The sequence below is a fragment of the Rhodopirellula sp. MGV genome (genome assembly GCF_002251265.1).
GTDB lineage: Bacteria > Planctomycetota > Planctomycetia > Pirellulales > Pirellulaceae > Stieleria > Stieleria baltica_A.
This window is the reverse complement of sequence record NZ_NPDI01000022.1, coordinates 1-24,498: the sequence shown is the minus strand read 5'-3', so window position 1 is coordinate 24,498 and position 24,498 is coordinate 1. Positions and strand designations below refer to the sequence as shown.

Genomic DNA, 24,498 nt, shown 5'->3' with positions numbered 1-24,498 from the left:
GTTGACCCCGGGCGGATTGCGGGGATTGACCCCGGGCGGATCGCGGGGACTGGCCCCGTTCGACTACAATGACTCCCCCTTCCGATTCCACTCCCTCCCGTTGATGGTCATTGACGTCGAATGTCGTATTCGCCACGTTTCAAACGGTTTCGTCTCGCGTTAGCGCTTCTGACGATTTCGCCACTGACTCTGTTCGCCAACCAATGCCACGGCCAGCAAAGCGGCGATGGTTTTCCGAGTTTGCAATATCGGGCATGGAGCGGATCGATCAATGTCCCGGACCCGGTTGCCGTGAGCGTTGCCAATGACGGGACGGTTTACGTCACGCAGACACAGCGCCGCAAAATTCAGGACTTGGACATTCGTGCGAACACCGATTGGATCCCCAACGACGTTGGATTCCAGTCCGTGGAAGACAAACGTGCGTTTTACCACGAACGCTTGGCGATCGATGGCGACGATAGGGAAGCCGCACGCCACGTCGGCGACGTCAATCGCGATGGTCGGCACGATTGGCGTGACTTGACGGTGATCAGCGAACGGATCCACCGGCTTGCCGATCGCGATGGGGATGGCACGGCCGACGAAACCAATGTCTTCGCCGAAGGATTTCAAACGGAAGTCACCGGGATCGCCGCGGGGGTGCTGCATCATGAGGATTCGGTTTATGCCACGATCGCGCCCGATGTTTGGAAGCTCGTTGATCGCGATGGCGACCATGTCGCCGACGAGCGTTCGATCGTAGCAACCGGTTTCGGCCTGCACATCGCGTATGCCGGACACGACATGCACGGACTGGCAATCGGTCCCGACGGCAAACTGTATTGGTCAATCGGTGACAAAGGTATCTCGGTCACGACAGCTGAAGGGAAGAGAATCTTGTATCCCAATCAGGGTGGCGTGATGCGGTGCAGCCTCGACGGATCCGATTTCGAAGTTTTCGCCCATGGTCTGCGCAACGTTCAAGAGTTCGCCTTCGATTCGTACGGAAATATCTTTGGCATCGATAACGATTCGGATCAGCCGGGTGAACGCGAGCGATTCGTTTGGATTGTCGATCAAATGGATGCCGGCTGGCGATGCAATTACCAGTATCGATCGGGCAAATACAATCCTTGGACGGAGGAGAAGCTGTGGGAAACCGCATCCGACGAGCACCCCGCCTACATCGTGCCGCCGATCAGTTACTACGTGGATGGCCCGGCCGGATTTAAAGTCAATCCTGGTGCGGCATTGTCGACGGCATACCGCGATTTTTTCTTTATGACCAGCGCTCCCAATGGTCGTCAGTTCGCGTTTCGTGTCGAGCCCAACGGTGATTCGTACCGGATGGTTGACGATCACGAGATCGGCAGCGGAGTTCCGATCGTCGGGATCGCATTTGGCCCCGATGGCGGGCTGTATGGTGCGGACTGGGGCGGCGGGTATCCGTTGACCCAGACTGGTTCAGTCCAGCGTATCGATGTGCCAGCGGATCAGTTGACCGATTCCGAACGTCAGGATCGAGAGTCCGTAATCAAATGGCTGAACGAAGATCTCTCGGCAATCGAGACCAGTGCCCTCGTCGAATCGCTGGCCCACATCGATGTGCGTGTACGTCAGCGACTTCAGTTCGAATTGGTCCGCCGAAACGCTGGCGATCGATTGGTCAAACTCGCGAACGATCCCACTGCAAATCAACTCGCGCGAGTCCACGCGATTTGGGGAGTCGGGCAACTGATCCGCCAGGGCAAGCTGACAACTGCAACGATCAAAAACTTGCTTCAAGACAAAGACGCCAAGATTCGTTTGGTGGCGATCAAGGTCCTTGGCGAATCAAACCACGACGTCCCAGAAGACTTCGTGGTGGCACTTGCGGACAAGGACCCGCACGTTTTGGTTCATGCGGCACTGGCACTTGGTCGGTCACCCACACCGGCCGGGTTTGAAACACTGATCAATCTTGCCGACAGAACCGAATTTGAAAACCACTACCTGCGGCATGCGATTGCGACCGGACTGACACGATGCGCGACCCCGGGCGAACTGACATCCAAAGTCGCCGGTCATTCCGAAGTCGCGAGGCTGTGTGCTGTCGTTGCACTACGGCGGATGCATTCCCCGCTTGTCGCCGCATACCTCGCCGATCCTTCGATGCATGTCGCTACGGAAGCAGCACGAGCAATTCACGACGACTTTTCGATCGACGAAGCGTTGCCTGGTCTCGCGGCAACATTGAAACAAGCACGTCCGCTTTCGGAAGGCTTGGCAAGACGAGCGATCAACGCCAACTTGCGTTTGGGAGATGCCGAATCGGCCGCACGAGTGCTGCGTTTCGCGGCGGATGGATCGCAATCCGAGTCCTTGCGTGCGGACGCCTGCGACGCCATCGCGGCTTGGATCAAGCCACCGGTTTTGGACCGAGTGGATGGACGGCGACGTGATGTCAGCGCCGAACGATCGTTTGATAAAACCGATGTGACCGAAGCCTTGGTCGCGTTGATTCAGGACTCACCGGTTGAGGTGCGTGTCGCGGCGGCGAAGGCTGCACGCGAATTGAAAATCACCTTGTCGGCGGATGCACTCACGGCTTTGGCAAGCGATCGTACGACGCCCACCGGATTGCGACTCGAAGCGACGCAGATGATCGGCGAGTTCGACGTACTCGCGACATTGTCACGCGATCCAAGTGACGCGATCGCGAAAGCCGCAATCACCACCGCGGTCGAGCTTGATCCGGCACGATCGCTCCCAGTCCTGGAGGATCGTTTGCGGCACGCAAAGTTCCCGGTCAAGCAAGTCGTCGTCAATTTATTGGCCGCGATGCATTCCGACCGTGCAAACGCGTTGTTGGCCGAACTTGGCCAGCAATGGTTGAACGGCGATTTACCATCGGAGTTGCAGCTGGATGTTTACGCGGCATTGAGTGGCGAAGGCGAACCAGACTCGATCCAGTCGCATTTGTTTGAACAAATCAATGCGACGGAGACGCTTGCCAAGCTGCCGTCTGAGAAACTACGCCGGTTCGCGTTGGCTCGCGATGGTGGTGATGCCACTGAGGGCGAGCGGATCTTCAAAACTGACTTGCGTGCCCAGTGCAGTCGCTGTCACCAGATCGGTAGAAACGGCAGCAACATTGGGCCGGAGCTGACGCATATCGCCAAGCAACGTGACGCGGATTATTTGCTGCGTGCGGTGGTCTATCCGAGTGCGGATATCGAGGCGAAGTACAACGTCCAAACCGTTTTGCTGTCCGACGGGAACGTTGTCCAAGGGGTACTCAAAAGCGAAGACGATGACTATCTGGTGTTGATCGATGCGAAAGGCAAAAAATTGAAACTCGCTCAAGATGACATCGAACAAGTCGCTGATAAGAAAGTCTCGCTGATGCCTGATATGACAGATGTCTTATCGGCCCAAGAGGTACGCGATCTGGTCGCGTACCTTCGTAGTCGACGCTAACAACGCTCTGGTCGCAAGACAATCAGCGACCGCGGTCAACTCAGTTGCTGAATCCGCGTTTACGCATCAAAGCTGAGGTATCGACGTCACGTCCGCGGAATCGTCGGAAACCTTCGGCGGGATCGATGGTGTCACCGACGGAGAACACGCTTTCGCGAAGCCGAGTTGCAACTTCCGGATCGTAGAACGAACCGGCTTGTTCGAACATTTCGGCCGCATCGGCGGTCAACGCATCGGCCCACAGATAGCTGTAGTAGCCGGCGGAGTAGCTGTCGCTGCTGAAAATGTGCATGAAGTGCGGCGTGCGGTGACGCATTGGCAATTCGCTTGGCATGCCGATTTCGGCGAGCGTTTCGCGTTCGAACAGATCGGGATCGATTTGCGTTTGGTCGGTCGTGTGAAGTTTCATGTCCACGATCGCACTGGCCAGGTATTCAACGGTCGCAAAACCCTGGTTGAACGTCGACGCGTTGTTGATTTTGTCGATCAAGGACTGCGGCAGAGGCTCGCCGGTTTCGTAGTGCAAACAGAACCGCTGCAAAATTTCTGGCGTTTCCAACCAGTGCTCAAGGATTTGCGAAGGGAACTCGACGTAGTCTCGCGCTACTGAAGTACCGGCTTGTGACGGGTACTCGACCGAAGAACACAATCCGTGCAGGGCGTGTCCGAACTCGTGGAAGAGTGTTGTCGCATCATCCCACGAGATCAGTACAACTTCGCCTTCCCCGCCTTTGACAAAGTTGCTGTTATTGGAAACGATCGGCGCGATCGGTCGATCAATATTTTGTTGCACACGGTACGCCGTCATCCATGCGCCACTTCGTTTGCCTTCGCGTGCGAACGGATCGAAGTACCAAAGACCGATGTGGTCGCCTGCCTTGTTGGTGACTTCCCAGACGCTTACGTCGGGATGGAACACGGGGACATCGGTAACAGGTTTGAATTGGAATCCGAATAGTTCGCCGGCGACCCAGAACATGCCTTCGCGAAGTTTGTCCAGTTGCATGTACGGTTTGACTTCGCCAAGATCCAAATCGTATTTTGCTTTGCGGACTTTCTCGGCATAGTAGCGATAGTCCCAAGGTTCGATCGTGATTTTGTCCGACGATTCTTTGTCGGCGATCTTTTGCATGTCGGCGACTTCTTCGTGAACCCGTGCGACGGCTGGCTGCCAGACTTGATCCATCAGTTCTTCGGTGGCTTCAGGCGTTTTTGCCATCGTGCCTTCGAGACGCCAATGCGCATGGGTGGCATAGCCCAGCAAGTTTGCACGTTTGAGACGCAGTGCCAATATTTCGGTGATCAGTTCGTTGTTGTCGTTTGCGTCACCGTTGTCGCAACGGTTGTAGTAGGTTCGCCAGACCTCTTCGCGAAGTGCGCGATCGTTCGCATAGGTCAGTACGGGATCCATCGAAGATCGCGTGTTGGTGACGGCCCACTTGCCGGATTGTCCACGCTCTTCGGCAGCCCGCTTCATCGATGCGACGACGCTGGCGGGAAGCCCGTCAAGCCGCGATTCACTGTCGATCCAAGTGACGTACTTCTTTTCGTCGTCGAGAACGTTCTGGCTGAAATCGGTGTAGAGCCGCGCGAGTTGGGCGTTGATTTGCGACAGTTGGGACTTGTCTGCCGAACTGAGTTTGGCACCACGTCGGACGAATGTCTTGTAAAGGTCGTCAATCAGTCGTTGCTGTGCGGGGGCCAACGAGTCGAAAGCGTTTTTGAAAATCTGTTCCAGGCGGGCAAACAGCTTTTCATTTTGATAGATGCTATCCGAGTGCGCGGACAACTTCGGTGCGACAACGCGTTCGATGTCTGGGATCGGGCCCACATTCAGATTCGAAGAATAAACACCGAAGATCGCGTCGAGTCGGTCGAGAGCTTTTCCCGCATTCTCCATCGCGACCACCGTATTTTCAAACGTCGGCGGTTCAGATTGGTTGGCGATCGCATCAATATCGGCCTGAGCCATCTTGATCGCCGCATCAAACGCCGCGGTGAATTCCTCGCGGCGAACACGGTCCCAAGGTGGAACGCCACCGTAGGGTCCGGTCCAAGGTTGCAGTAACACAGAATCCGTCATTTCGATTTGCTCCTTGCTGGAATCCACATCGTTTGATTGTGCTTGTACGGAAGGTGCCCAGGAAACCAGGGCTAGCACGACACCCAGGGATCGCTTTCTGATACGCATGCTCTTGACCTTTTGAAAAATAGGTTTGACGACAGTGAAGTTTACGCCAAATCCGATGCAGTCAACGTTTCAGGACCACCACCGCGACGTTTCTTGCCTCGCGAGAAGATCAGATACAAAGCGATTGCCGCGACGACCAACAGGCTAATCCCAAGTAGCGGGCGATACACGATCCAGGCAATCGCGATCACCGTGGTTGCCCCGGCAATGGTCAACAATCCCGCGATCAGCATCGATCCGAACCCTACCAGCGAGCCCAGAAACGGCAGCACGTCTGCAACAACGGCCAGCGGACGCAGAATCAGAACGAGTCCTAGGAACATGATGAAGGACCCACCCGCCCGGATCGCCCAGGTCATGACCCGGTTAGCAGATTCGGCATGGGCGATCATTTCCGCAGAACTGATGATCCCGTTTTCCAGGGTGTGAATCGTCGTTCCGTAATGTGTCTCGAAGGGGGAAAAGCCATTGCCTGTTTGTTGGCTCAATAAGCTCACCGGACCAACTGGCGTCGTGGTAAACCAGACCCGAACGTCGCCGATTTGCGGATCGACCGATGGGTCGCGTGAAACCGTCGCCGATTGCGACGTCGCTTGTTTCGTAGTGTCTTCAGCTGACGCATTTTCGGTTGTTGCGGTATCTTGCACATGCGGAGCGATGAGGTCCAAGACCTCTTGGTCTTCCTCAGAGACAGGCTTGTTCTCTGTCGGTGTCTCGCGATTGGGATCTGGCGAAGCTTCGGACGCAGCCCCAGCTGGCGTGCTGCTGACAGCGGTTTCGGCTGCGATATACAGAGTCGCTTGACCGTTCTCGCCGTCATTCCTGATCACCGCCCGCTGTCGCAATGCTTCGGGGATGTTCGCTGCTTCGATCTTGTAGGCTTGTTCGTCCCTGATCATATCGATCAACGAGTCGGGCAAGCGAAACTCACCGACACGGACATCGTTGGCTTGACGGACCTGTTCGGCGAACAGGGTCTGTGTCGGGTTCTTATGATCGGGCTCATCAAATTCGGTCGAATCGATCAAGCCTTTGTGCCAACCTTTTTCGTAGGTGTATTCCGTGGTGCGACGCTTCCCACCGCCAAGCTTTTTCTCGGTACGCGTGTCGCTGTTTTCATGCCACTGATAGGTTTCCACATTCCGCGTCAGGCGGATTCCGTCATACGAAACAGCAAAGTCGTGGTCCTGGAGAGACTCGCTCGTGCTGGTGTCCCCAGAAAGGTGGACGAATTTTCCATCGTTCGCCGGATCCACACTTTCAGGTTGGATATCGACAACGACACTGGCCCCTTCTTTCAATCCTTTTGCCGTGCGGACGGCGCGTCCTTCGTTCCAAAACAAAAGCGGCACTGACAGAATCGCAAGTAATCCGCCAAACAGGATTCCTTTAATCGCTCCACCAATTCTTCCAAACCAAGATTCTTCAGTGACGTGTGTTCCCATCAATTCTTCCTTTCGCTATCGGTAACTGTTTGGGCGGATTATAGAACGAGAACGCGAAGATGTTCCACCGTGTTGCCACGACGTGAATTGCATAATTGCCTAGGAAATAGGCTCAAAATGCACGGGGAATTGATGGTCGCTCAATACAACAGGAATTCTGATCGACGCTGGGCAAAGTCGTCCAACCCGATCTTTGTTTGGAGCATCACTTCCGAGACCGATTGGCCGGCCAAGATTGCGTCCAATGTCGATTGACTGCCCAGCAATTTGTTCGCGCGTTCCGCTTGCCAATGATCGGGGTAAAGGCGTTGCAGTGTGACGGCGAGCGTGATTCCCAGACGGATCGGATCAAACGCCGTTCGGTCGGTGATCACCAGATTGACACCGCCGCAGGCTTCGTCTTTGTAGCGACTTGCATCGGGAGTGAAGCGGATCGGAACGAAAACCATTCCTGGCACCTTATCGAGTGATTGCGCGAAACGAATCGGCTCAATCCACGGGGCACCGATCACTTCGAACGGAGTGTCGGTACCGCGCCCGACCGACAGATTGCTTGTTTCCAACATGCCGACACCGGGATACAGAAACGCCTGTGTCAGCGATCGCATATTGGGCGACGGGTTCACCCAAACCGATCCACACTCATCGAAGGTCATCTCGCGGTGCCAGCCCTGGCAGCGAATCACATCCAGCGGCGCCGAAAGATTCAATTCTGAATGGAACATCATCGCCAATTCACCGATGGTCATTCCATGTCGGATCGGCAGATGATGGAAACCAACGAAGGATTCGGTGCCATGATCCAGCATTGGGCCCGCGATCGAAACGCCGTCGATCGGATTGGGGCGATCGAGAACGACGAACCGTTTGCCATGCTCATTGGCGGCAATCATCGCTTCGCCCATCGTTGAGATATAGGTATAGAATCGCGCCCCGATGTCTTGGATGTCGAAGACGAGCACATCGATATCAGCCAACATCTCTGCAGTGGGGCGACGTGTCTTGCCGTACAGACTGACAATTTGCAGTCCGGTCGCTTTGTCTTTGTCGTTGCCGATCGTCGACTGGTCGAGTTTTCCTTGGTAGCCGTGTTCGGGACTGAACAACGTGACCAAATCCACGTTTTTCGCTTCATGCAAAAGGACTGCGGTCTCGCATCCTTGAAAATCCAATCCGGTGTGGTTGGTGATCAGGCCGATACGTTTTCCTACCAAGTCTTTGAATCCGTTCTGTTTTAGAACGTCAATTCCGGTAAGAACCGGCGGGATGGCAGTCGTAGCGGGACTGATTTCTTGGCCCCCAGCGGTCGCGTTCAAACTGACAATCACCAGCAGAGCGCTTGCCCAGTTTGCAAACGCCGAGTAATTCCCGGATCGTTGATTCTTGGCGTTTCGAAACATAGGTGGACAATCTCGCTGACGGCAGGTGGGACGGAAAAGCGTGGCGGCTATCATACCGCTTTTCCCCGCACCGTATTTTTCGCCGGCATCTCGTAAATGGACGATCTCCCCATCGACCAGCAGCTAGAGCTATTGACGACCGAACGTGTTAATCCGCGATCGGAATCGATCGACACGCTCTCTCCCATTGAACTGGTCCGACTGTTTAATCGCGAAGATGCGATGATCGCCGATGCCGTCGGCAAAGAAGAGGCAGCGATTGCCCAGGCGATCGAAATCATTAGCGATCGAATCCGTAGCGGCGGTCGACTCGTCTACGTCGGTGCCGGGACATCAGGGCGTTTGGGTGTACTTGATGCGTCGGAGTGCCCGCCGACCTTTAGCACCCCTCCGGAAATGGTGATCGGTCTGATCGCTGGTGGTGATTCGGCATTGCGGCGTGCGGCGGAAGGCATCGAAGATCTACCCGAGCGAGGTGCCGACGACCTCCGCCAGATCGGCTTTTGCAAAGGAGACGTCTTGGTCGGGATCGCATCCAGCGGTAGGACGCCGTATGTGATCGGTGCGGTTGCCTATGCTCGATCGTTGGGCGCGTCGACGATTGGTTTGGCTTGCAACGAAAACTCTCCGCTTGCCGAGGCTGCAGAATGGATGATCACGCCAGTCGTTGGGCCGGAACTGATCAGCGGTTCGACTCGGATGAAAGCAGGGACGGCGACCAAAATGGTTCTCAATATGCTGACCACTGGAACGATGGTTCGGCTTGGCAAAACCTACGGCAACCTGATGGTCGACCTGCGTGCGTCCAATGCAAAATTGGTCGCGCGGACTCGCCGATTGATGTCTCGTTTAACTGGGCTATCGAACGAAGAATCGCAAGCGGTTCTTGATCGCTGTGACGGCGAATTGAAAACGGCCATCGTCAGTGCCCGATGTTCCGTGTCGGCAATCCAAGCGCGTGAGCGACTGCGGCAGAGCGGTGGGCAATTGCGATTGGCACTCGAATCCGGACAGAAGTAGCTCGCTCATGTTTTCAAAACATCTGTCTGTGAACTATTTGTCTGCCAATCATCCGACGTTGATCGCTGGTGTTGATGCCGGCGGCAGTAAAACGGTTTCGTGGGTCGGGCATTGCAACCGTTCCGAGAATGGGCCGGTGGTCCCGATCGGTGCTGGAATTTCCGATGCCGGAAATCCACGCGTCGTCGGATTCGAAACGGCAGCGAATGCGATCTGTCGTTCCGTGCGGTTGGCGGTGCGTCAAGCGAGCGAAGACCGAACGTTGCAAGCCGACGAACCCGAACGGATTTGTATTGGAGCAGCGGGCGCCGGACGGAAACCGGAGCAAGACGAATTGAAAGCGCTGATTGAGCGGCAATTCCCACGGTCACGCGTTTTTGTCACCGACGATGCGCTACCGGTGCTAGCTGCCGCTACACCCAGTTTGTCAGGCATCGTGCTGATTTCAGGAACCGGTTCCTTCGCTTGGGGACGGAACCAAGCTGGCGAGTGCAGTCGCGCAGGTGGTTGGGGATCACTGATCGGCGACCCTGGGAGTGGCTTTGCGATCGCGGTCGCGGGGTTGGATGCGGTCGCTCGCGCTGCGGATGGACGTGGCGAAGCGACCGTTCTCGTCGAATCCTTTTGCGAACATTTCGGTGTGACCGAGCCGTTGGAATTGATCGAAAAAATCTATGGTCCCGAAGGGACTCGAAAAGCAATAGCGGCTCTCAGTCGACGAGTCGTCAACGCTGCCGAAGACGGCGACCCTGTGTCGATTCGGATCGTCGACCATGCGGTCAGCGAATTGGCCAATCATGTTGCGACCTTGAATGAGCGATTGGATTTGCCGGCCGGCGCCACGCTGGCGATGACCGGTGGTATCTTGGTGAACGAAACACGTTGCCGGGAGCAGCTGATCGCGGCAATCGAGCCAATGGGGCTAAGCCCTTTGGTGGTCCAAGATCCGGTCGCAGGCGCACTTCGGTTGGCCGCCTTGCCATCGAAAGAAATCCCCAACATCGATCTGTCGAAGTAACACGCTTCTATCACGAGTCATCCTGCGATGGACTTGGAACTGGTAAACATCCACCGTCGCAACAATCAACGGACGGTGCACGATTGGGTAGGGTATGGATCGCATCGCCAACGTATTATGGCGATGATCCAGACAGCGACCGAAGCCATGTCCCGTCACGACCGAGTGGCGATTCTTGGTGCGGGAAACTGTAACGACATCGATCTCACATGGTTGTTGCAACACTTTGCAGAAGTCCATTTGGTCGATGTGGATACCGGGGCAATGGACCATGCGATTTCAAAGCTAGGCGTCGATCATGACGCGGTTCATCGGCATGGCGATTTTGATGTCGCCGCGCCGTTGATGGGGGGCCATACACCGGGTTCGCTCGCCCAAGGTTCACCGATCGCGGTCGGCGATTGCGATCTCGTTGTCTCAAGCGGACTGCTTTCCCAACTCGCGATGTCAGTGCAACGCCTGCGCTACAAAGAATCCTTGCTTGACGACCCCAAGCTGGTTCTCAGTTGGGTCCGTGAAGGACACATCCGTACCGTCGGGGAGATGCTGCGTCCGAACGGCCACGCCGTCTTTGCATTTGACTTTGTCTCTTCGGACAGCGCCCCGCAATTGCTGCATTGCGACGCGGCCGCCGCAGATCCCGACCAAGTCGAGCGGCTCGCCGCGTCCCTGTTGTCGATGGGAAACTTTTTTGCTGGTGTCCATCCAGGTGGAGTCCTTGCCGCGATTCAGAAGACTCCCTCGATCCAGCTTTTCTCCACTGAAAAGCCATGGATTTGGGAAATCGGTCCAAGGCGATACCTTGTGGCAGGCGCGACGGTGCAGAAAACGGCTCAGGCAGGGGGTGAAATCGCTTGAGCGAAATTCGAGTTTTTCAATCAGAACGGCGAATACCAACCCGCAAAGTTTACCTGGTTTAAAGGCGTTTCCTTTGGGCATTGGTCGACTGTTAAAGGTTGGATTCTGCGGCCCTTCGATCCGATAGCAGAGACTACCTTTGCGCATTCGTTCGATGGAGCCTATTCGTGCTGACCTGCCCGACCCGACGCAACACTACAAACCAACGCGATCGTCTTCGTACCCACCTGTGGCGAGTCGCTGCTGCATTCGCGTCAACCCTCGCAGCATCTTCAGTTGAGTTACCCGCCTACGCAGATGACACGATTGAGCTGATGGCACCTGCCAACATGCCTGTCGAAGAACCCGCTGCGGATGTGAAACCTGCTGTCGAAGTTGAAGCTGCTGCGGTTGCTTCGGTGGAGCCGGCAAAGAAGAGCCCTGCGGCGAGTGATGAGGGGTGGACTCGTCGTGGTGCACCGCAATCCACCTCGCAAAAAAACGACACGTCAGTCGCTCGTGACGTCACCGCGAGTGTGGCGGAAGCACATGTGGCAAAAGCGCCAGCGGAACAGTCACCCACCCGGAAACCGTTGCCAGCGCTGCCGGTGTCCGATCCAAGTGACAAGGGCCAGTCCCGTGCAGAACTTCCATCGATGAAACTTGGCGAAGCGGAGTCCAAGGCGAAAGCCGAGAACACGGTTCGCGAAAATGCGATCCAAACGCCAGGGGCACGTTTGCTTGCCGAACGCCGTGCGGCGCAGCAGCGCAGCGCGAGTCAATGGCAGGGTCGTGGCGACGCCGAAGCGGCTTTGTCAGTAGGCGACATGCAGGCGTCGGAAGCTCCCGCTGCTGTGAACGACCAATCCATTCGCGCGATCAGCGAAGGCAATTGGGTGGCACGCGATGCGATCAATCGGATTGCCCCACTGCGCGATCCGGTCGCGGCGTCGGTGGAACCTGCGGTTAAACCACAACCGATTCACGAAGTCGCTCCCAAGGCCCAACCAGCACCTCCGACGCAACCGGCGCCCCAGCAGCGAGCACCTTCGCAACCAGAGGCGAACGAACGCGTCGTCGAACCGAAAGCTCAGCCGCGTGTTGAGATCAGCGAACCTGGCGAACGAAAGAAGCTGGTTCCCAAAGCGAGCGTCGTTCCAAACGCTGATCTGGCGCCACGGTACGATGATTTGCCGAGCGAAGAGAATCTTGGTGATGACGACGCGCTGTCCCTCGAATCGCCGATGGCAAGGGAAGACGCGCCAAACGTGCTGCGAGATGAAACGGTCAACGAAGAGGTCAAGTTGCAGCCAAAGCGGTCCGAGCGTGTTGCGGTTAGCCGTCGGTCGGAACCTGCAAAGCTGACGGAACTCCCTGCCGATACCGCGGAATTGACCCCGCTGCCAAAGGGTAACCTTTCACAACGTCTCGAGGCACCCGGTAGTGCGTCGGCGAGCGTCGGTGACCTGCCAAGCCAGGATGACGTGGTGATCGATTCGCCAGCCTCGGAAGCGGCGCCTGATCAAATCGGGCAACCAGAAACCGAAGAAGCAGACGTCGAACTCGATTACACCGGTCGCCCGTCGGTCGAGATCCAGCCGAATCGGACGGTCGCCAGTTTGCGACGCCCGATGGAACGGGTGCTGAGCTACTTTTATCAGAACCCTGAGGTTGCCGCCGGACGCAGCAACTGGGGGATGATGCACCAACTGATGGTGTTCGGCAGTGACACACAAGTTCGCGTCGGCAATCGTCTCTACAGCACGATTGCTTGGATCGCCGGCAATAACATTTGCCGTGGTCAGCGTCTGTTGACCAACGACGCGGATGGGATCAAAGCCAAGAGCGGCGTGGGATTGCAAGGACACGAGTCGCAGTTCCTAGCCGTGTTGGGAATGTGCAACGTGCCTGTCGAGTATCCGCTGTACGCCGGACAGATGAAATACAACGTGGATGCGTTGATCAAGTCTGAACAACGCGGCTGCAAGCCGGAAAACGAGCTGACATTTACGTTAATCGGATTCTCGCACTATCTCGACACCGATTCGACTTGGATTGCTGCGGATGGTAGCGAATGGGATTTCGAGCGTTTGATTGCCGAAGAGCTGGAAGAACCGATTGTCGGTGCGGCCTGTGGCGGCACACACCGTTTGATGGGATACGCTCACGCATTGCGGAAACGCCGCGCCGAAGGCAAGCCGATCGAAGGGCATTGGAAGCGTGCCGAAATCTACACCAACGATTTCATCGACTATGCCTACTCGCTCCAAAACCGCGACGGTTCGATGAGCACGGAGTGGTTCGAAGGTCGGGGCGACAACAACGACGTTGATCGAAAGATTCAAACGACGGGGCACATCGTCGAATGGTTGCTGACGGTGACTCCCGATGAAGACTTGCAAGACCGACGTTTGGTCGCAGCGGTCAGTTACTTGTTGCGTGCGATGGCATCCGACTTGGATCATGATTGGGCGATCGGTCCAAAAGGACATGCCCTGCGTTCCCTAGCGATGTATCACCAACGTGTGTTCCGTGCGGGAACACCGTGGGTACCACAGCAAACGGCGAGTGCTGCTTCATTACAAAACCGTCGTTAACGAAAGGTTGTCGACTCGGCGTGCTGCTACGTCGGTACGTATTCGACGACATGTCCGATCTTGATGACCATCGGATGGGAGTGGTGTGATTTGAAAAATCCGCTGACCACCACTCCCGATGGGTTCTCAATCACTTTGACGATGTTCGTGTATGGCACATGGTACACATTGTTGTCCTGTTCCATCTTGACTGAAAAATACTCATCCGCCGCGGAGAGGATCTCAGCGGTGTCGATGCGGTGGGCGCCGTGGATATTGATCCCAACTTCTTGATTGATCTGGCGTCCGATCAGCTCTTTTAACATCGAACGTTGGCCTTTGCGTCGAGTGTGAAATGGTATGGTCGGACGACTATTCGACCATCAGTTTTCCAAGCGTCAACCAACCCGCCTTGGTGGCGTCTTGATCTACGTTTGCGAACCGCAGCGGTTTACCGCCAGGAAGCGGATTCACCACGCGGAGCAGCACAAAGTACTCTCCAGATTGCGGCATCGGGATCGATGCCGAACGCCTGTGTGGCGTCTTGGCTGGCAGTAGACCTTGCAATTTGAATCCCGGTGCGTGTTGCCGCGAAACGATTTTTCCTGCTGTCGTTGCGATCGCAATTTCGGACGGCCAATCCGCATAAAACGGCGCGACGCCCTGATTGAGAATTTCAAGTGTTACGTCAAGCTGGCGACTTTCATTGTTTCTCTGAAAGGTGGATGATCGCACATAGAAGTCGTAGCCCATTCGACCGACTTCGGTGATCGCAGTCGTCAATCGCTCCGGTGATGCTTGCTTGCGAAACATCCCCGTGTCCATCAACCAAGTCGCATGTGTGACAGAAACACACTCATGGAAATTCTGTGCCTGATCCGGCCATTGGTCTGGCGAGTCAAAGATCTTGCCCCAAACTTCAGGCCGGATCTCGCCACCAATCGGATGTGATTTCCATTTGTTGCGGGCTTGTGCTCCCGCCGAGTTCAGTATTGACATATAGAACCAATCGTCTTGGCGGCGACCTGTTTCGAGAGTCGCCCACGCAAAGGAATCATCGTGGTAGCCAAAGGGACGGTTCGCGTTTTCGACCTGAGCACCATGGTCGGGGCCGGCGGGATACCGGAGTAAGACCGGCGTCGATCGAAAAGCAGTTGCATAAGCATCGAGTACGATGGCTTGGGTTTTGTGACTCGCCCAAAGGTCGTCCTTGGGGTAGGTGTGCCACTCGCCCCAGGTACCTAGTAACCCAGCGGTGATGTAAGCCAGTCGTGGGTCACCATCGTATGCTTTGCCCCATGCGGCGATGAACCGACGCAATGCTTCGCGAAGGTTCGCGTCTTCGTAGTCCGGCGTAGTGACTTGGGTTGGCGGGAACGGGGCGGTATTGGTGTTGGGGTAGCGATGGACTCGCAGCCCTCCATCGACCAGGAATTGAGGAATCCCTTTTTCCTTGCCGGGGTATTCCATGTAAACGCGGACGACTGCCTGGTTCCCTCGTGATGCGATATCGTCCAGCAAGCGTTCCATCGGTGACCAGTCAAACTGATCCATCCCCAACATCAAATCGCTCAGCGGGAGATACTGGAACTCCATGCTGTGTGGAAAACGGTTTGGTGCCGGGCGTGCGTACGGCACCAAACCCTTCAAGGGGTTCTCCGCAGGACTTGGTGCCGGTTTCAATGCATAGGATTGCCCACGGATGGTTGGATGAGGCATCAACGTGCTGATCAGTAGGCCGATCAGCAAGAAATTTCTGGAAGCGGGGAGTCGCATCGCTGGTTCAACTGATTTGCGGGGCAAATGATCGCCGTTCCGGTCAACGATCTACTCCCATCATACAGTCGCTTGGTGACTGATGAGTGATCGTTGTAGTTCGACCAGTTGTGTTCTTTGCGGAATCAGTTTCAAACGAATCTCGCGTCGAACTTGCCAGTAGCTCAGCCCCAAGCAAATGAGTGTCGCGGGGATAAAGATGGTGTAAAGCATTGGGCGTTTTGATTCGTCTGCTACCCACAAGGCGAGTAGCAAGCCCAAGCAAAGCGGACCGCCAAACCAAAACACGAAGCTGGTCATTCGTGCCGCATAATCATCAATCCCGTCGATTGATTTTTCGATGATCCCGAGCAGCGAATTGTCAAAGGAAACTTCACGTCGCTTTCGTGCCCGCCGCCAAGTCCACACCGACGTTGCCGAGACAACAGCAGCAATTCCGGCCAGAATCAAGATCCGGTCGTGACCCTGTATGATCGGGTCTCGCATAAACATCGCGGCGACGAACAGCAGCGTGCAGAACATCGCCACTTCGGTCACGTTGGCGACTCGGTCAAACGCCGCGTACTTGGCCTTCACTGATCGCATCAGCGCATCTTTATTGACCGCAGGATTGTCGTTCGGTTGTGACTGCCACAATGATTGGGCTTCATCGAATGTCATCGTTTCGTTCTCGCTGAAGTTTGCGTGTGAGATCCTTTTTGATGCGGCTGAGTCGGACACCTACATTGCTTTCCGTCATCCCCAGGGTGTCGGCGATTTCCAGATAGCTGTAGCCGTCCAGCATCAGCAGCGTTAGCGAACGGTCGATCGGTTCCAACGCTTGAATCTGTTCGTAGAGCCAAGCGAGTCGTGGGTCCTGTCCCGATTGGTCAATGACAATTGCGGGTTGTTCAAGATTTGCCGTGCTGGGGCGATTGGATTCACGTTTCGCCCACCGAATCGCGGTGTAGAGCGAGACGCGATAGATCCAGGTCGATTCCTTGACGCGGCCGTCATAGCCGGGGATCGACTTCCAGACTTGGAACGAGATCTCTTGAAGCAAGTCGTCTCGATCGGTCGCATCTTTGGAAAATGACGAGGCGACTTTTAACAGTAGGCCGGTATGGCAATTCAGCCAACGGTCGAATGTTTCTTGGTGGGCTCGTGTTTTCATCGGAACGTCTCGTGGCGACTGGCTTACACGAGACTATTGAGGAAACACGGCTGGATCCTTACGAAAAACTAGAAAGATTGAACCCTTATTTGCCAGCGAGTTTTGCAATCGCGTCTTGATCGAGTCGCACGATCCGCCAATCGGGCAGCACGTCGCCTCCGATTGCCTCGTAGACGTCGATCGCGTTCTGGTTCCAATCGAGCACGCACCATTCCATCCGCCCGCACTGACGTTCGACGGCGATCGAAGCGAGGTGTTGCAACATCCGTTTTCCAATTCCACGTTTACGAAACGCCGGTCGGACATAGATGTCTTCCAAATAAAGCCCCCGCCGGCACAGGAATGTAGAGAAGTTTTCAAAGTAAATCGCGTAGGCAATTGGACCGCACTCCGCATCGACCGCGATGAAGGCACTCGGGCCGCCATCACGATCAAACAGCTCGGTTTCCATCTGCTGCGCTGTTCCGACAAACTGCTCAGATAGTTTTTCAAACTCGGCGAGTTCGCCCAGCATCGCATGAATTTGGGGAACATCAGCACGCTGTGCGTCGCGAATCGTGATCTCGGATCCCGTGGTCGTTGTCATCAAGGCTGCATCCTGGTTGCGGGAGTCTATCTTGTGGCTGCCACCACCATAGCATGATTGTCGGAAACGCTGACCTGTGTCGTAGCCAGCCAGCAATCCGCTATCATCGAGACTTCAAATCACCGACAGGACCGGTGGTTCATCAAGCCACCTTTCAATCGCACGAGAAATACGCCGTGGCATTTTTCCCTTTTGAACCGTATGCGGATCTCACCAAGCTTCAAAACGCCGTGACCGATTCGATCTGCGAGCTCATTACCGAAACCTTGAAATCGAAGGACACGTTTTCGATCTCGCTTTCCGGAGGTTCGACGCCAAAGCGTGTCTATGAGATGTTGGCCACGCGAGATTTGCCATGGGAACAAATCCATTTCTTTTGGGGCGACGAGCGAAACGTGCCCCATGACCACTCCGACAGCAACTACAAGATGGTCAAAAACGCCCTGTTGGACCACATCCCGGTCAAAGAATCGAATGTTCATCCCGTGCAGGTTCAGGTCGATGCCCCAGCGGAAGCAGCACGAGCCTACGCATCTGAGATGGAAGCATTCTTTGGAACCGCGATGCCAACTTTTGATCTGGTACTGCTGGGAATGGGTGACGACGCGCACACTTCATCACTGTTTCCCGAGACGAAAGCCCTCGGTGTAACCGACGCGTCGTTCATTGAAAACTATGTCCCCAAGTTTCAAGCTCATCGCTACACGATGACTTATCCGGCGATTTCGGCCGGCAAGGACATTTGGTTTATTATCACGGGTTCGGCGAAGCGTGAGGCACTCAAACAGGTTTTGTTTGGCGAACGCAATTTGCAGTTGTACCCTTCGCAAGGTGTATCACCCACGCGTTGGTTCGTTGACGCCGAAGCGGTCGAATAGACGAGTGCAGCGTGACTCGTGCAGCAGTTTGAACATCGCGAGCTGCGAGCGCATAAAAAAACGGACAAGTCGGCATTAGCTGACTTGTCCGTCGATGTCGTTTCTCGAAGCGAGCTTATTCTGCGTTTGCTTCTTCTGCTGCTGGTTCTTCGGCAGGTGCTTCGCTATCGAAGGCAGGGCGTTCGGCGGCGCGGTTGACGCGATCGTTCTTGCCAACCAATTCCAAAATAGCGCGAGTACCGGCGTCACCGAGGCGAGGCATGGCCAAGCGTACGATGCGGGTGTAACCACCTTGGCGATCGACGTAACGTTCGGCAACGATGTCGAACAAGACTGCGGTCGCTTCGCGGTCACCGATCATTTGAACAACGCGGCGTTGTGCGGCGACGACTGGTCCACGGGCGTCGGCCCATTTCTTCCAGTTATCGCTTTCACGCCATTTCTTGTACTCGTCCGAGCCACGGTCAGCGTCGCAAGCGAATTCCTTCGCGGCTTCGGCGTGTGGGAGAGACTTCTTGGCGATAGTGATGCACTTCTCGACCAATGGACGAACTTCCTTGGCCTTTTGCAGCGTGGTCGTGATACGACCGGCAACCTTGGGCGCGTTCTCATCCAACTCGGCGTCGCGTTCGGTCAGGAACAGGGCGCTGGCGAGGTTTTTCAGCAGGGCCTTGCGATGGCTGGGGCTACGTCCCAGGGTGCGGCCATGTCGTCGGTGTCGCATGACAGTTCAGGTATGGGTTGGTGACTTATATTGTGGTTACAGCAGTTGGCTTGCCCGGTGGACAGGTTCGGCAGAACCTAGAACAACGGTTGGGCTGGCACTCGCATGCCGAGGTGCAGGCCGTATTGGGCCAACTTTTCGCGGACTTCGTTCAGCGTCGTGTCACCGAAGTTTCGGACTTCCAGCAACTGATCTTCGTTACGTTGGACGAGGTCACGCACGGTTTGGATGTTTTCGCTTTCCAGGCAGTTGTTAGCCCGCACGGAAAGTCGGAGGTCGGCAAGCGTCATGTTGAGCTTGGCTTCCAGCTGTGCTTCGGGCGATCCGGCCCCACCGCGAGCGGCCGAGAAGATGCTCGGTCCGAGTTCGCGATATTGGACGAACGGGTTGAGGTGTTTACGCAGGATCTTGGCGGCTTCGACGAGCGCCAATTCCGGGTTCACACTTCCGTCGGTCCAGATTTCCAGAACCAGCTTGTCATAGTTGGTTTTTTGGCCGACACGGGTCTCTTCGACGTCGTAACGGACACGGGTCACAGGGCTGTAGACCGCGTCGATCGGGATGATTCCGATTTCGTGGTCGGCGCTGCTGTGTTCGGTCGCGGGGACATATCCACGTCCGTTTTCGACGACCATTTCCATCATGAAAGGGACGTCTTCGGTCAAGGTTGCCAAGACGATGTCTTGGTTGATGATTTCGACATCTTGATCCGTCTGGATGTCGCTGCCGCGGATCTCGCCAGCCTTATCGGCTTCGACGGTGATCACGCGGGTCGCTTCGCTGTGGTTGCGAACGACCAAGCTCTTCACGTTCAGGACGATGTCGGTGACATCTTCTAGAACGCCTGGAATGTTGGTGAATTCGTGCTGTGCGCCACGGATTTTGATCTGCGTGACGGCACTACCCATCAAGCTGCTCAGCAGGACACGTCGGATGGAGTTACCGACGCTGGTGCCGAAACCACGCTCGAAAGGCTCTGCGGTGAATTTGCCGTAGGTTTGCGAAAGTGAATCGCGGTCAACTTCCAGTGTGCTGGGAAGCTCCATTCCACGCCAACGGATATGCATTGCGATGTAACCTTGTCGCTGGGGAGTACGATTGCGAATTGAATGAATCGACGCGACACCAGGTTGCTGCGCGTATACACGCAGCATGCGGGGTGCCTGAATCGACGAAGTAAGGAATTAGACGCGACGCTTTTTGCGTGGTCGGCATCCGTTGTGAGGAATGGGGGTCACGTCTTCGATCAACTTGACCTTCAATCCCGCCGATTGCAGCGCGGTGATTGCACTTTCGCGACCCGAACCCGGGCCTTTGACTCGCACTTCGACGTCACGCATACCGAACTTGGTCGCCTTTTCGGCGGCCTGTTGAGCAGCACATTGGCCGGCAAACGGGGTGCTCTTGCGGCTTCCTTTGAATCCGCTCGTGCCCGCACTCGCCCAGCACAAGGTGTCGCCCTTGGCATCGGTGATAGTGACAGTGGTATTGTTGAACGTCGCGTGAATGTGGGCGATGCCATTGGTCACGTTGCGACGGACTCGTTTTTTCTTGTTGCTCTTTGCCACGGCAAAGTCCTAAACGCAAAAATCGGTAACTGAATCGGTAATAAAGAACGCTAGCGAAGGTCCTTGACGCCTTTCTTTCCGGCGACGGTCTTCTTTGGACCTTTTCGCGTTCGCGAGTTGGTCTTGGTGCGCTGACCGCGGACTGGCAAGCCCATGCGGTGACGCATGCCGCGGTATGATTTGATTTCGCGAAGGCGGCTGATGTTTTGCGTGACCTGGCGGCGAAGGGGACCTTCAACCGTGTAGTCGCGTTCCAGCAATGCTGCAATTTGACCCAGCTCGTCTTCGTTGATCTCCGTCGCGGGTCGCGTCGGATCGATCCCAAGTTTCTCACATACTTCACGTGCGCTGTATAAACCAACGCCGTACAAGTAGGTCAGCGAATACTGGATCTGTTTGTCGTTCGGAATGTCGACGCCCAACAAACGGGGCATAGCAATGCTCCTGCAAATATCTCGTGCAAACTGGACTGTGGCAGCACCGCGGGGATGGTCCCTCGGCGGCCTGAAACCTTGTGAAAAGGCCCGCCACACGCAAAAAACGAAAAAGTGCTGTCCGCGAATCCCGGACTATAGCGAATGGCCCCCTTTTTGCTCAATGGCCACTTTCCAGCCTTTTTCGGGATTTTTAATTCCACTCGCGTTTCGCGACCAAAGTGACCACCCAAACGCTTTGTGGATTGCTCCCAAACGGCGGGTTTGAGCACGCACGCCGTCACGCTGGCAGTCAAGTTTCGCGACGTTTTAAACGCAGAAACTCGGTCGGATACTCATCTTTCGGACCTGCGGGGATCCGCGATTGCTCAATCACGGCAAATTCAGACAAGTCGAGCTGTAATTCTGTGTCGCCACCGACTTCGCACAAGACACGCGTCAAAAAAATCTGATTGCAGCGATCGATCAGTTGGCGGTAAATCTCCGCCCCGCCTACAACAAAGGCGGGATCGTTTCCACTTTGGGTGACCGCTGCCTCAGGCGAGTGGGCGACCTCGACACCTTCGCACCCCCAATCGGCATTGCGTGTCACGACAATTGTTCGCCGTCCAGGAAGCGGTTTGCCAATCGAATCAAATGTCTTGCGGCCCATGATCAGGACGCCGCCCATCGTCAGGGCTTTAAAACGCTTCAAATCGCTGCTCAGACGCCATGGCATGTCGCCATCACGGCCAATCATGTCGTTCGAACTAATCGCGACAACGGCGGTCAACGTCGGTTTCATAGGTGCCTCTTCCGTGGCGCGACAGGCTTAAACGGCAACCGGTGCTTTAATGTGTGGATGCGGGTGATAATCGATCACTTCGAAGTCTTCGAATCGGAAATCGTCGATCGATTCAGGCGTTCGCGAAATCACGAGTTTCGGCAGCGGCTTTGGTTCTCGCGTCAATTGCTCGCGGGCCTGGTCAAAGTGATTTTGGTACAGGTGCACGTCGCCGAAGGTGTGCACGAAAGTGCCTGGTTGCAGCCCGGTGACCTTGGCCATCATCAACGTCAGCAGCGCGTAGCTGGCGATATTGAACGGGACGCCCAGAAACACGTCTGCGCTGCGCTGGTACAGCTGACACGACAAACGATTGTCCGCCACATAAAACTGAAACAGCGTGTGGCACGGTGGTAACGCCATGCGGTTGACTTCGCTGACGTTCCAAGCGGAGACGATCAAGCGACGGCTGAGCGGGTTGTTGCGGATCTCGTTTTCGACCCAAGCGATCTGGTCGATCGTCTGGCCATCCGGGGCCGGCCAGGACCGCCATTGGTGCCCATAGACAGGCCCTAAATCGCCGTTTTCGTCGGCCCATTCGTCCCAGATCCGCACGCCGTTTTCGTTCAGCCAAGCGATGTTCGTGTCGCCGCGCAAGAACCACAGCAGTTCGAAAATGATCGAACGAAGGTGCAGTTTTTTGGTGGTTAGAAGCGGGAAACCTTCTTCCAAATTGAAGGTCATTTGGCGGCCAAACAGGCTTCGGGTGCCCACTCCCGTTCGGTCTCCACGATCCGAGCCCGACTCGAGAATGTCTTCGAGCAATCGAAGGTATTGCAGCATTGCTTTCGCCTGCTTGCGTGAGAAACAAAGAAGACTCGCCGGTGCTCAGCGTAAATGCCCAGCGCAAATACTCTGCGAATGCGTTTCGCAGGCAGCGGCGATTGGAGTCCCATTCTAGCCCGTGGTTAATCTTGAAACGACGGGCCGCTAGGGAAGGGAGTGGCCTTGGCCAAGTCGGTACGCAAACCGCCACCTGACACGGCTCTCCCGCCTACGGGAGAGCGGCCAAAATCAAACGAGAGAGCTTACAGAGAAGCGTCGAGGGCTTCTTGCAGCGCAGCCTTGGTGGTGTTTCCACCGCGGAAGCTGTGCTCTACATCGCCGTTTTTGAACACCAACAGCGTTGGGATACCGGTGATACCGTACTTTTGGGCGATCCCGGGGGCTTCGTCGATGTTCAATTTGCCGACCTTCTTGTCCGAATTTTCGGACGCCAATTGGTCGATCATTGGGGCGATTGCACGGCAAGGGCCGCACCAGGGTGCCCAGAAATCAACGAGGACGGGGCCGTCAGCTTGCATCACTTCGGCCTCAAAATTCTCTTCGGTAAACTCGACGACGGCTTCGGATGCCATGTCACTGACCCTCTAAAAGTGGTTTCGTGTAAATCTTCGTTTCAAAACGTCATTCACCGGGGAGTTCGCAAACGCCAAGGTGGATGTCGTGAAATCAGTCACCGCGATTGTAGGATGCGCTAGCGAGTCGGCCAAGGTAAGTGCTTTCATTGGCCGAACAACCGCGACGGCTCGCCCCAATCTGCTGCGGGCGAGTCATGCTGAAGCAATGTCGGCAAAACTTCACACTGAACGTTAACCGACACCGTGCCTCGAAGTCTCATTCCGATGTTTTCATCAGCCGTTGCCACTCTGGGCACGGTGTAGCACCTCACCCCACTGGGCGAGCAGCATCGCTGTTGCTCCCCACACTTGGTGCTGGCGTCCCTCGCAATCGACCAGGTCAATCGCCGGGTAACTGAATCCGTAATTGAATACCTCGTCACCCTCGGCGACCTTACCGCGGCGAACAGAATCGATTTGGACAATCGAATCAGCCGCCGTTCGGCCCAGTCGGCTGAGCGCACTGAGCGGGATCTCGATCACTTGGTCAACTTCCGTTGGATCGGGGGCCCACACCGGCAAGTGGTCTTGGTGGACCAACACAAAGGTGTCGACCAAGTTGTCGCTGGCATAGACATAGATCTTCGGAAGCGTCCCCAGGCATGTCGCACGATCGAGCTCGACTCCCAGTTCTTCGTGGTATTCGCGTTTCGCCGCCTCGATTGCCACCTCGCCGTTTTCTACGCGTCCGCCAGGCAAGCAGATTTGGCCTGCGTGGTGGGACAGCGTCATTGGCCGCCGCGTCAGCGCGATGCAAGGCCGACCGGTTTCGCGGTGCGGGTAAATCACGATGACCACGGCCGCATGGCGGCAACCGCGACGTGCGGGCCCACGATGGCGACCATAGGCAAGCCGAGGGCTCAGTCGCCGGCGACTTGGCATGGTCGGTTGACGCAACGCCCGGAATGTTTGAGACGCGCGAACGTAGCTGGGTTCGGCAAAATCGTCTAACACCCGGGTGATCGACTTCCGCCAGCTCGCGTCGAGCGAGATCACACCAGGGTTTCCAGCAAGCGTCGCAGCTTGCGAAGTTCGACGCGATGGTCCAGGTTTTCCATCGGCATCATATTGACCGTCAACGCACGGTCATACTTTTCACGCTCGAGCTGCGTGATCAGTTTGCCATAGTCGACTTCGCCTTGTCCGACACTGACTTGAAACGCGTCCGGACGCGTATCGCGAAGGTGAACGTTGCAGACAAACTTCAAAATGTTGTCCAGGTTCTTGC

22 protein-coding genes and 1 pseudogene are annotated in these 24,498 nt (G+C 55.9%); 6 read left to right on the top strand and 17 right to left on the bottom strand.

All coding sequences use genetic code 11. The features are described 5' to 3' along the window. The first annotated feature begins 120 nt into the window (after nucleotides 1-120). Nucleotides 121-3,441, top strand: a complete 3,321-nt coding sequence (locus CGZ80_RS07510; protein WP_094412952.1) for a PVC-type heme-binding CxxCH protein — start codon at nucleotides 121-123, stop codon at nucleotides 3,439-3,441. A 40-nt stretch (nucleotides 3,442-3,481) separates the two neighbouring features. Here the strand turns inward: CGZ80_RS07510 and CGZ80_RS07505 are convergent, their stop codons facing one another. The 3 genes from CGZ80_RS07505 to CGZ80_RS07495 all read right to left on the bottom strand — a co-directional run bounded on the left by CGZ80_RS07505 (nucleotide 3,482) and on the right by CGZ80_RS07495 (nucleotide 8,477). Next, nucleotides 3,482-5,524, bottom strand: a complete 2,043-nt coding sequence (locus tag CGZ80_RS07505; protein WP_233148290.1) for a M3 family metallopeptidase — start codon at nucleotides 5,522-5,524, stop codon at nucleotides 3,482-3,484. Between the two features lie 149 nt (nucleotides 5,525-5,673). Beyond that, nucleotides 5,674-7,077: a TMEM43 family protein gene (locus CGZ80_RS07500; protein ID WP_094412948.1), complete on the bottom strand. Its 1,404-nt coding sequence runs from the start codon at nucleotides 7,075-7,077 to the stop codon at nucleotides 5,674-5,676. A 140-nt stretch (nucleotides 7,078-7,217) separates the two neighbouring features. Then, the gene (locus CGZ80_RS07495; RefSeq protein ID WP_094412946.1) at nucleotides 7,218-8,477 is read right to left on the bottom strand and encodes an exo-beta-N-acetylmuramidase NamZ domain-containing protein; all 1,260 of its coding nucleotides are present in this window, start codon (nucleotides 8,475-8,477) and stop codon (nucleotides 7,218-7,220) included. Between the two features lie 96 nt (nucleotides 8,478-8,573). Here CGZ80_RS07495 and murQ point away from each other — a divergent pair, with 96 nt between their 5' ends. From murQ to CGZ80_RS07475, 4 genes are all read left to right on the top strand, one after another. Beyond that, complete coding sequence (gene murQ / locus CGZ80_RS07490; protein ID WP_233148289.1) at nucleotides 8,574-9,497, top strand: N-acetylmuramic acid 6-phosphate etherase; 924 nt, start codon at nucleotides 8,574-8,576, stop codon at nucleotides 9,495-9,497. A 7-nt stretch (nucleotides 9,498-9,504) separates the two neighbouring features. Beyond that, entirely contained in the window at nucleotides 9,505-10,515 is a 1,011-nt protein-coding gene (locus CGZ80_RS07485) for an N-acetylglucosamine kinase (RefSeq protein ID WP_094412945.1), read from the top strand. Nucleotides 10,516-10,542: 27 nt separating this feature from the next. Next, entirely contained in the window at nucleotides 10,543-11,373 is an 831-nt protein-coding gene (locus tag CGZ80_RS07480) for a hypothetical protein (RefSeq protein WP_094412943.1), read from the top strand. Nucleotides 11,374-11,687: 314 nt separating this feature from the next. Further along, nucleotides 11,688-13,949, top strand: a complete 2,262-nt coding sequence (locus CGZ80_RS07475; RefSeq protein WP_094412941.1) for a hypothetical protein — start codon at nucleotides 11,688-11,690, stop codon at nucleotides 13,947-13,949. Nucleotides 13,950-13,975: 26 nt separating this feature from the next. On the opposite strand, the gene CGZ80_RS07470 is transcribed toward CGZ80_RS07475, so the two are convergent. The 5 genes from CGZ80_RS07470 to CGZ80_RS07450 all read right to left on the bottom strand — a co-directional run bounded on the left by CGZ80_RS07470 (nucleotide 13,976) and on the right by CGZ80_RS07450 (nucleotide 17,443). After that, nucleotides 13,976-14,254: a hypothetical protein gene (locus tag CGZ80_RS07470; protein WP_094412940.1), complete on the bottom strand. Its 279-nt coding sequence runs from the start codon at nucleotides 14,252-14,254 to the stop codon at nucleotides 13,976-13,978. Between the two features lie 46 nt (nucleotides 14,255-14,300). After that, a complete protein-coding gene (locus CGZ80_RS07465) occupies nucleotides 14,301-15,647 on the bottom strand; it encodes a DUF4832 domain-containing protein (RefSeq protein WP_158222596.1) in 1,347 nt (448 codons plus the stop codon). A gap of 117 nt (nucleotides 15,648-15,764) precedes the next feature. Continuing rightward, the gene (locus tag CGZ80_RS07460; protein ID WP_094412936.1) at nucleotides 15,765-16,364 is read right to left on the bottom strand and encodes a hypothetical protein; all 600 of its coding nucleotides are present in this window, start codon (nucleotides 16,362-16,364) and stop codon (nucleotides 15,765-15,767) included. Then, nucleotides 16,351-16,857, bottom strand: a complete 507-nt coding sequence (locus CGZ80_RS07455) for an RNA polymerase sigma factor (RefSeq protein ID WP_094412934.1) — start codon at nucleotides 16,855-16,857, stop codon at nucleotides 16,351-16,353. The genes CGZ80_RS07460 and CGZ80_RS07455 overlap by 14 nt, the downstream gene beginning before the upstream one ends. 85 nt (nucleotides 16,858-16,942) lie before the next feature. Beyond that, nucleotides 16,943-17,443: a GNAT family N-acetyltransferase gene (locus tag CGZ80_RS07450; protein ID WP_094412931.1), complete on the bottom strand. Its 501-nt coding sequence runs from the start codon at nucleotides 17,441-17,443 to the stop codon at nucleotides 16,943-16,945. A gap of 176 nt (nucleotides 17,444-17,619) precedes the next feature. On the opposite strand from CGZ80_RS07450, the gene pgl reads away from it, so the two are divergent. Further along, nucleotides 17,620-18,321 (top strand): 6-phosphogluconolactonase, encoded by a 702-nt coding sequence (gene pgl / locus CGZ80_RS07445; RefSeq protein ID WP_233148288.1) that lies wholly within the window; start codon nucleotides 17,620-17,622, stop codon nucleotides 18,319-18,321. Nucleotides 18,322-18,436: 115 nt separating this feature from the next. Here the strand turns inward: pgl and CGZ80_RS07440 are convergent, their stop codons facing one another. From CGZ80_RS07440 to CGZ80_RS07400, 9 genes and pseudogenes are all read right to left on the bottom strand, one after another. Then, nucleotides 18,437-19,045 (bottom strand): bL17 family ribosomal protein, encoded by a 609-nt coding sequence (locus CGZ80_RS07440; protein ID WP_094412928.1) that lies wholly within the window; start codon nucleotides 19,043-19,045, stop codon nucleotides 18,437-18,439. A 77-nt stretch (nucleotides 19,046-19,122) separates the two neighbouring features. Then, nucleotides 19,123-20,118 (bottom strand): DNA-directed RNA polymerase subunit alpha, encoded by a 996-nt coding sequence (locus CGZ80_RS07435; RefSeq protein ID WP_094412978.1) that lies wholly within the window; start codon nucleotides 20,116-20,118, stop codon nucleotides 19,123-19,125. A 111-nt stretch (nucleotides 20,119-20,229) separates the two neighbouring features. Beyond that, the gene (gene rpsK, locus CGZ80_RS07430) at nucleotides 20,230-20,613 is read right to left on the bottom strand and encodes a 30S ribosomal protein S11 (RefSeq protein ID WP_094412926.1); all 384 of its coding nucleotides are present in this window, start codon (nucleotides 20,611-20,613) and stop codon (nucleotides 20,230-20,232) included. Nucleotides 20,614-20,663: 50 nt separating this feature from the next. Next, entirely contained in the window at nucleotides 20,664-21,047 is a 384-nt protein-coding gene (gene rpsM / locus CGZ80_RS07425; RefSeq protein ID WP_198953649.1) for a 30S ribosomal protein S13, read from the bottom strand. Nucleotides 21,048-21,339: 292 nt separating this feature from the next. Beyond that, complete coding sequence (locus CGZ80_RS07420; RefSeq protein ID WP_094412924.1) at nucleotides 21,340-21,831, bottom strand: dihydrofolate reductase; 492 nt, start codon at nucleotides 21,829-21,831, stop codon at nucleotides 21,340-21,342. Nucleotides 21,832-21,858: 27 nt separating this feature from the next. Beyond that, entirely contained in the window at nucleotides 21,859-22,653 is a 795-nt protein-coding gene (locus tag CGZ80_RS07415) for a thymidylate synthase (protein ID WP_094412922.1), read from the bottom strand. 245 nt (nucleotides 22,654-22,898) lie between these two features. Next, nucleotides 22,899-23,228 carry a thioredoxin gene (trxA, locus tag CGZ80_RS07410; protein ID WP_094412919.1) on the bottom strand — a complete coding sequence of 110 codons (330 nt, stop codon included), beginning with the start codon at nucleotides 23,226-23,228 and terminating at the stop codon, nucleotides 22,899-22,901. 276 nt (nucleotides 23,229-23,504) lie between these two features. Beyond that, a complete protein-coding gene (locus tag CGZ80_RS07405) occupies nucleotides 23,505-24,266 on the bottom strand; it encodes an NUDIX hydrolase (protein WP_094412918.1) in 762 nt (253 codons plus the stop codon). After that, nucleotides 24,263-24,498 (bottom strand): annotated as a pseudogene (locus tag CGZ80_RS07400) (sugar phosphate isomerase/epimerase); the annotation flags it as partial. The gene CGZ80_RS07405 and the pseudogene CGZ80_RS07400, both read right to left, overlap by 4 nt.

Coding starts and splice junctions, on each gene's coding strand:
- CGZ80_RS07510 (WP_094412952.1), top strand. CDS start 121: ATGTCGTATTCGCCACGTTTCAAACGGTTTCGTCTCGCGTTAGCGCTT.
- CGZ80_RS07505 (WP_233148290.1), bottom strand. CDS start 5,524: ATGACGGATTCTGTGTTACTGCAACCTTGGACCGGACCCTACGGTGGC.
- CGZ80_RS07500 (WP_094412948.1), bottom strand. CDS start 7,077: ATGGGAACACACGTCACTGAAGAATCTTGGTTTGGAAGAATTGGTGGA.
- CGZ80_RS07495 (WP_094412946.1), bottom strand. CDS start 8,477: ATGTTTCGAAACGCCAAGAATCAACGATCCGGGAATTACTCGGCGTTT.
- murQ (WP_233148289.1), top strand. CDS start 8,574: ATGGACGATCTCCCCATCGACCAGCAGCTAGAGCTATTGACGACCGAA.
- CGZ80_RS07485 (WP_094412945.1), top strand. CDS start 9,505: ATGTTTTCAAAACATCTGTCTGTGAACTATTTGTCTGCCAATCATCCG.
- CGZ80_RS07480 (WP_094412943.1), top strand. CDS start 10,543: ATGGACTTGGAACTGGTAAACATCCACCGTCGCAACAATCAACGGACG.
- CGZ80_RS07475 (WP_094412941.1), top strand. CDS start 11,688: ATGGCACCTGCCAACATGCCTGTCGAAGAACCCGCTGCGGATGTGAAA.
- CGZ80_RS07470 (WP_094412940.1), bottom strand. CDS start 14,254: ATGTTAAAAGAGCTGATCGGACGCCAGATCAATCAAGAAGTTGGGATC.
- CGZ80_RS07465 (WP_158222596.1), bottom strand. CDS start 15,647: ATGCCTCATCCAACCATCCGTGGGCAATCCTATGCATTGAAACCGGCA.
- CGZ80_RS07460 (WP_094412936.1), bottom strand. CDS start 16,364: ATGACATTCGATGAAGCCCAATCATTGTGGCAGTCACAACCGAACGAC.
- CGZ80_RS07455 (WP_094412934.1), bottom strand. CDS start 16,857: ATGAAAACACGAGCCCACCAAGAAACATTCGACCGTTGGCTGAATTGC.
- CGZ80_RS07450 (WP_094412931.1), bottom strand. CDS start 17,443: ATGACAACGACCACGGGATCCGAGATCACGATTCGCGACGCACAGCGT.
- CGZ80_RS07440 (WP_094412928.1), bottom strand. CDS start 19,045: ATGCGACACCGACGACATGGCCGCACCCTGGGACGTAGCCCCAGCCAT.
- rpsM (WP_198953649.1), bottom strand. CDS start 21,047: ATGCCCCGTTTGTTGGGCGTCGACATTCCGAACGACAAACAGATCCAG.
- CGZ80_RS07420 (WP_094412924.1), bottom strand. CDS start 21,831: ATGAAACCGACGTTGACCGCCGTTGTCGCGATTAGTTCGAACGACATG.
- CGZ80_RS07415 (WP_094412922.1), bottom strand. CDS start 22,653: ATGCTGCAATACCTTCGATTGCTCGAAGACATTCTCGAGTCGGGCTCG.
- trxA (WP_094412919.1), bottom strand. CDS start 23,228: ATGGCATCCGAAGCCGTCGTCGAGTTTACCGAAGAGAATTTTGAGGCC.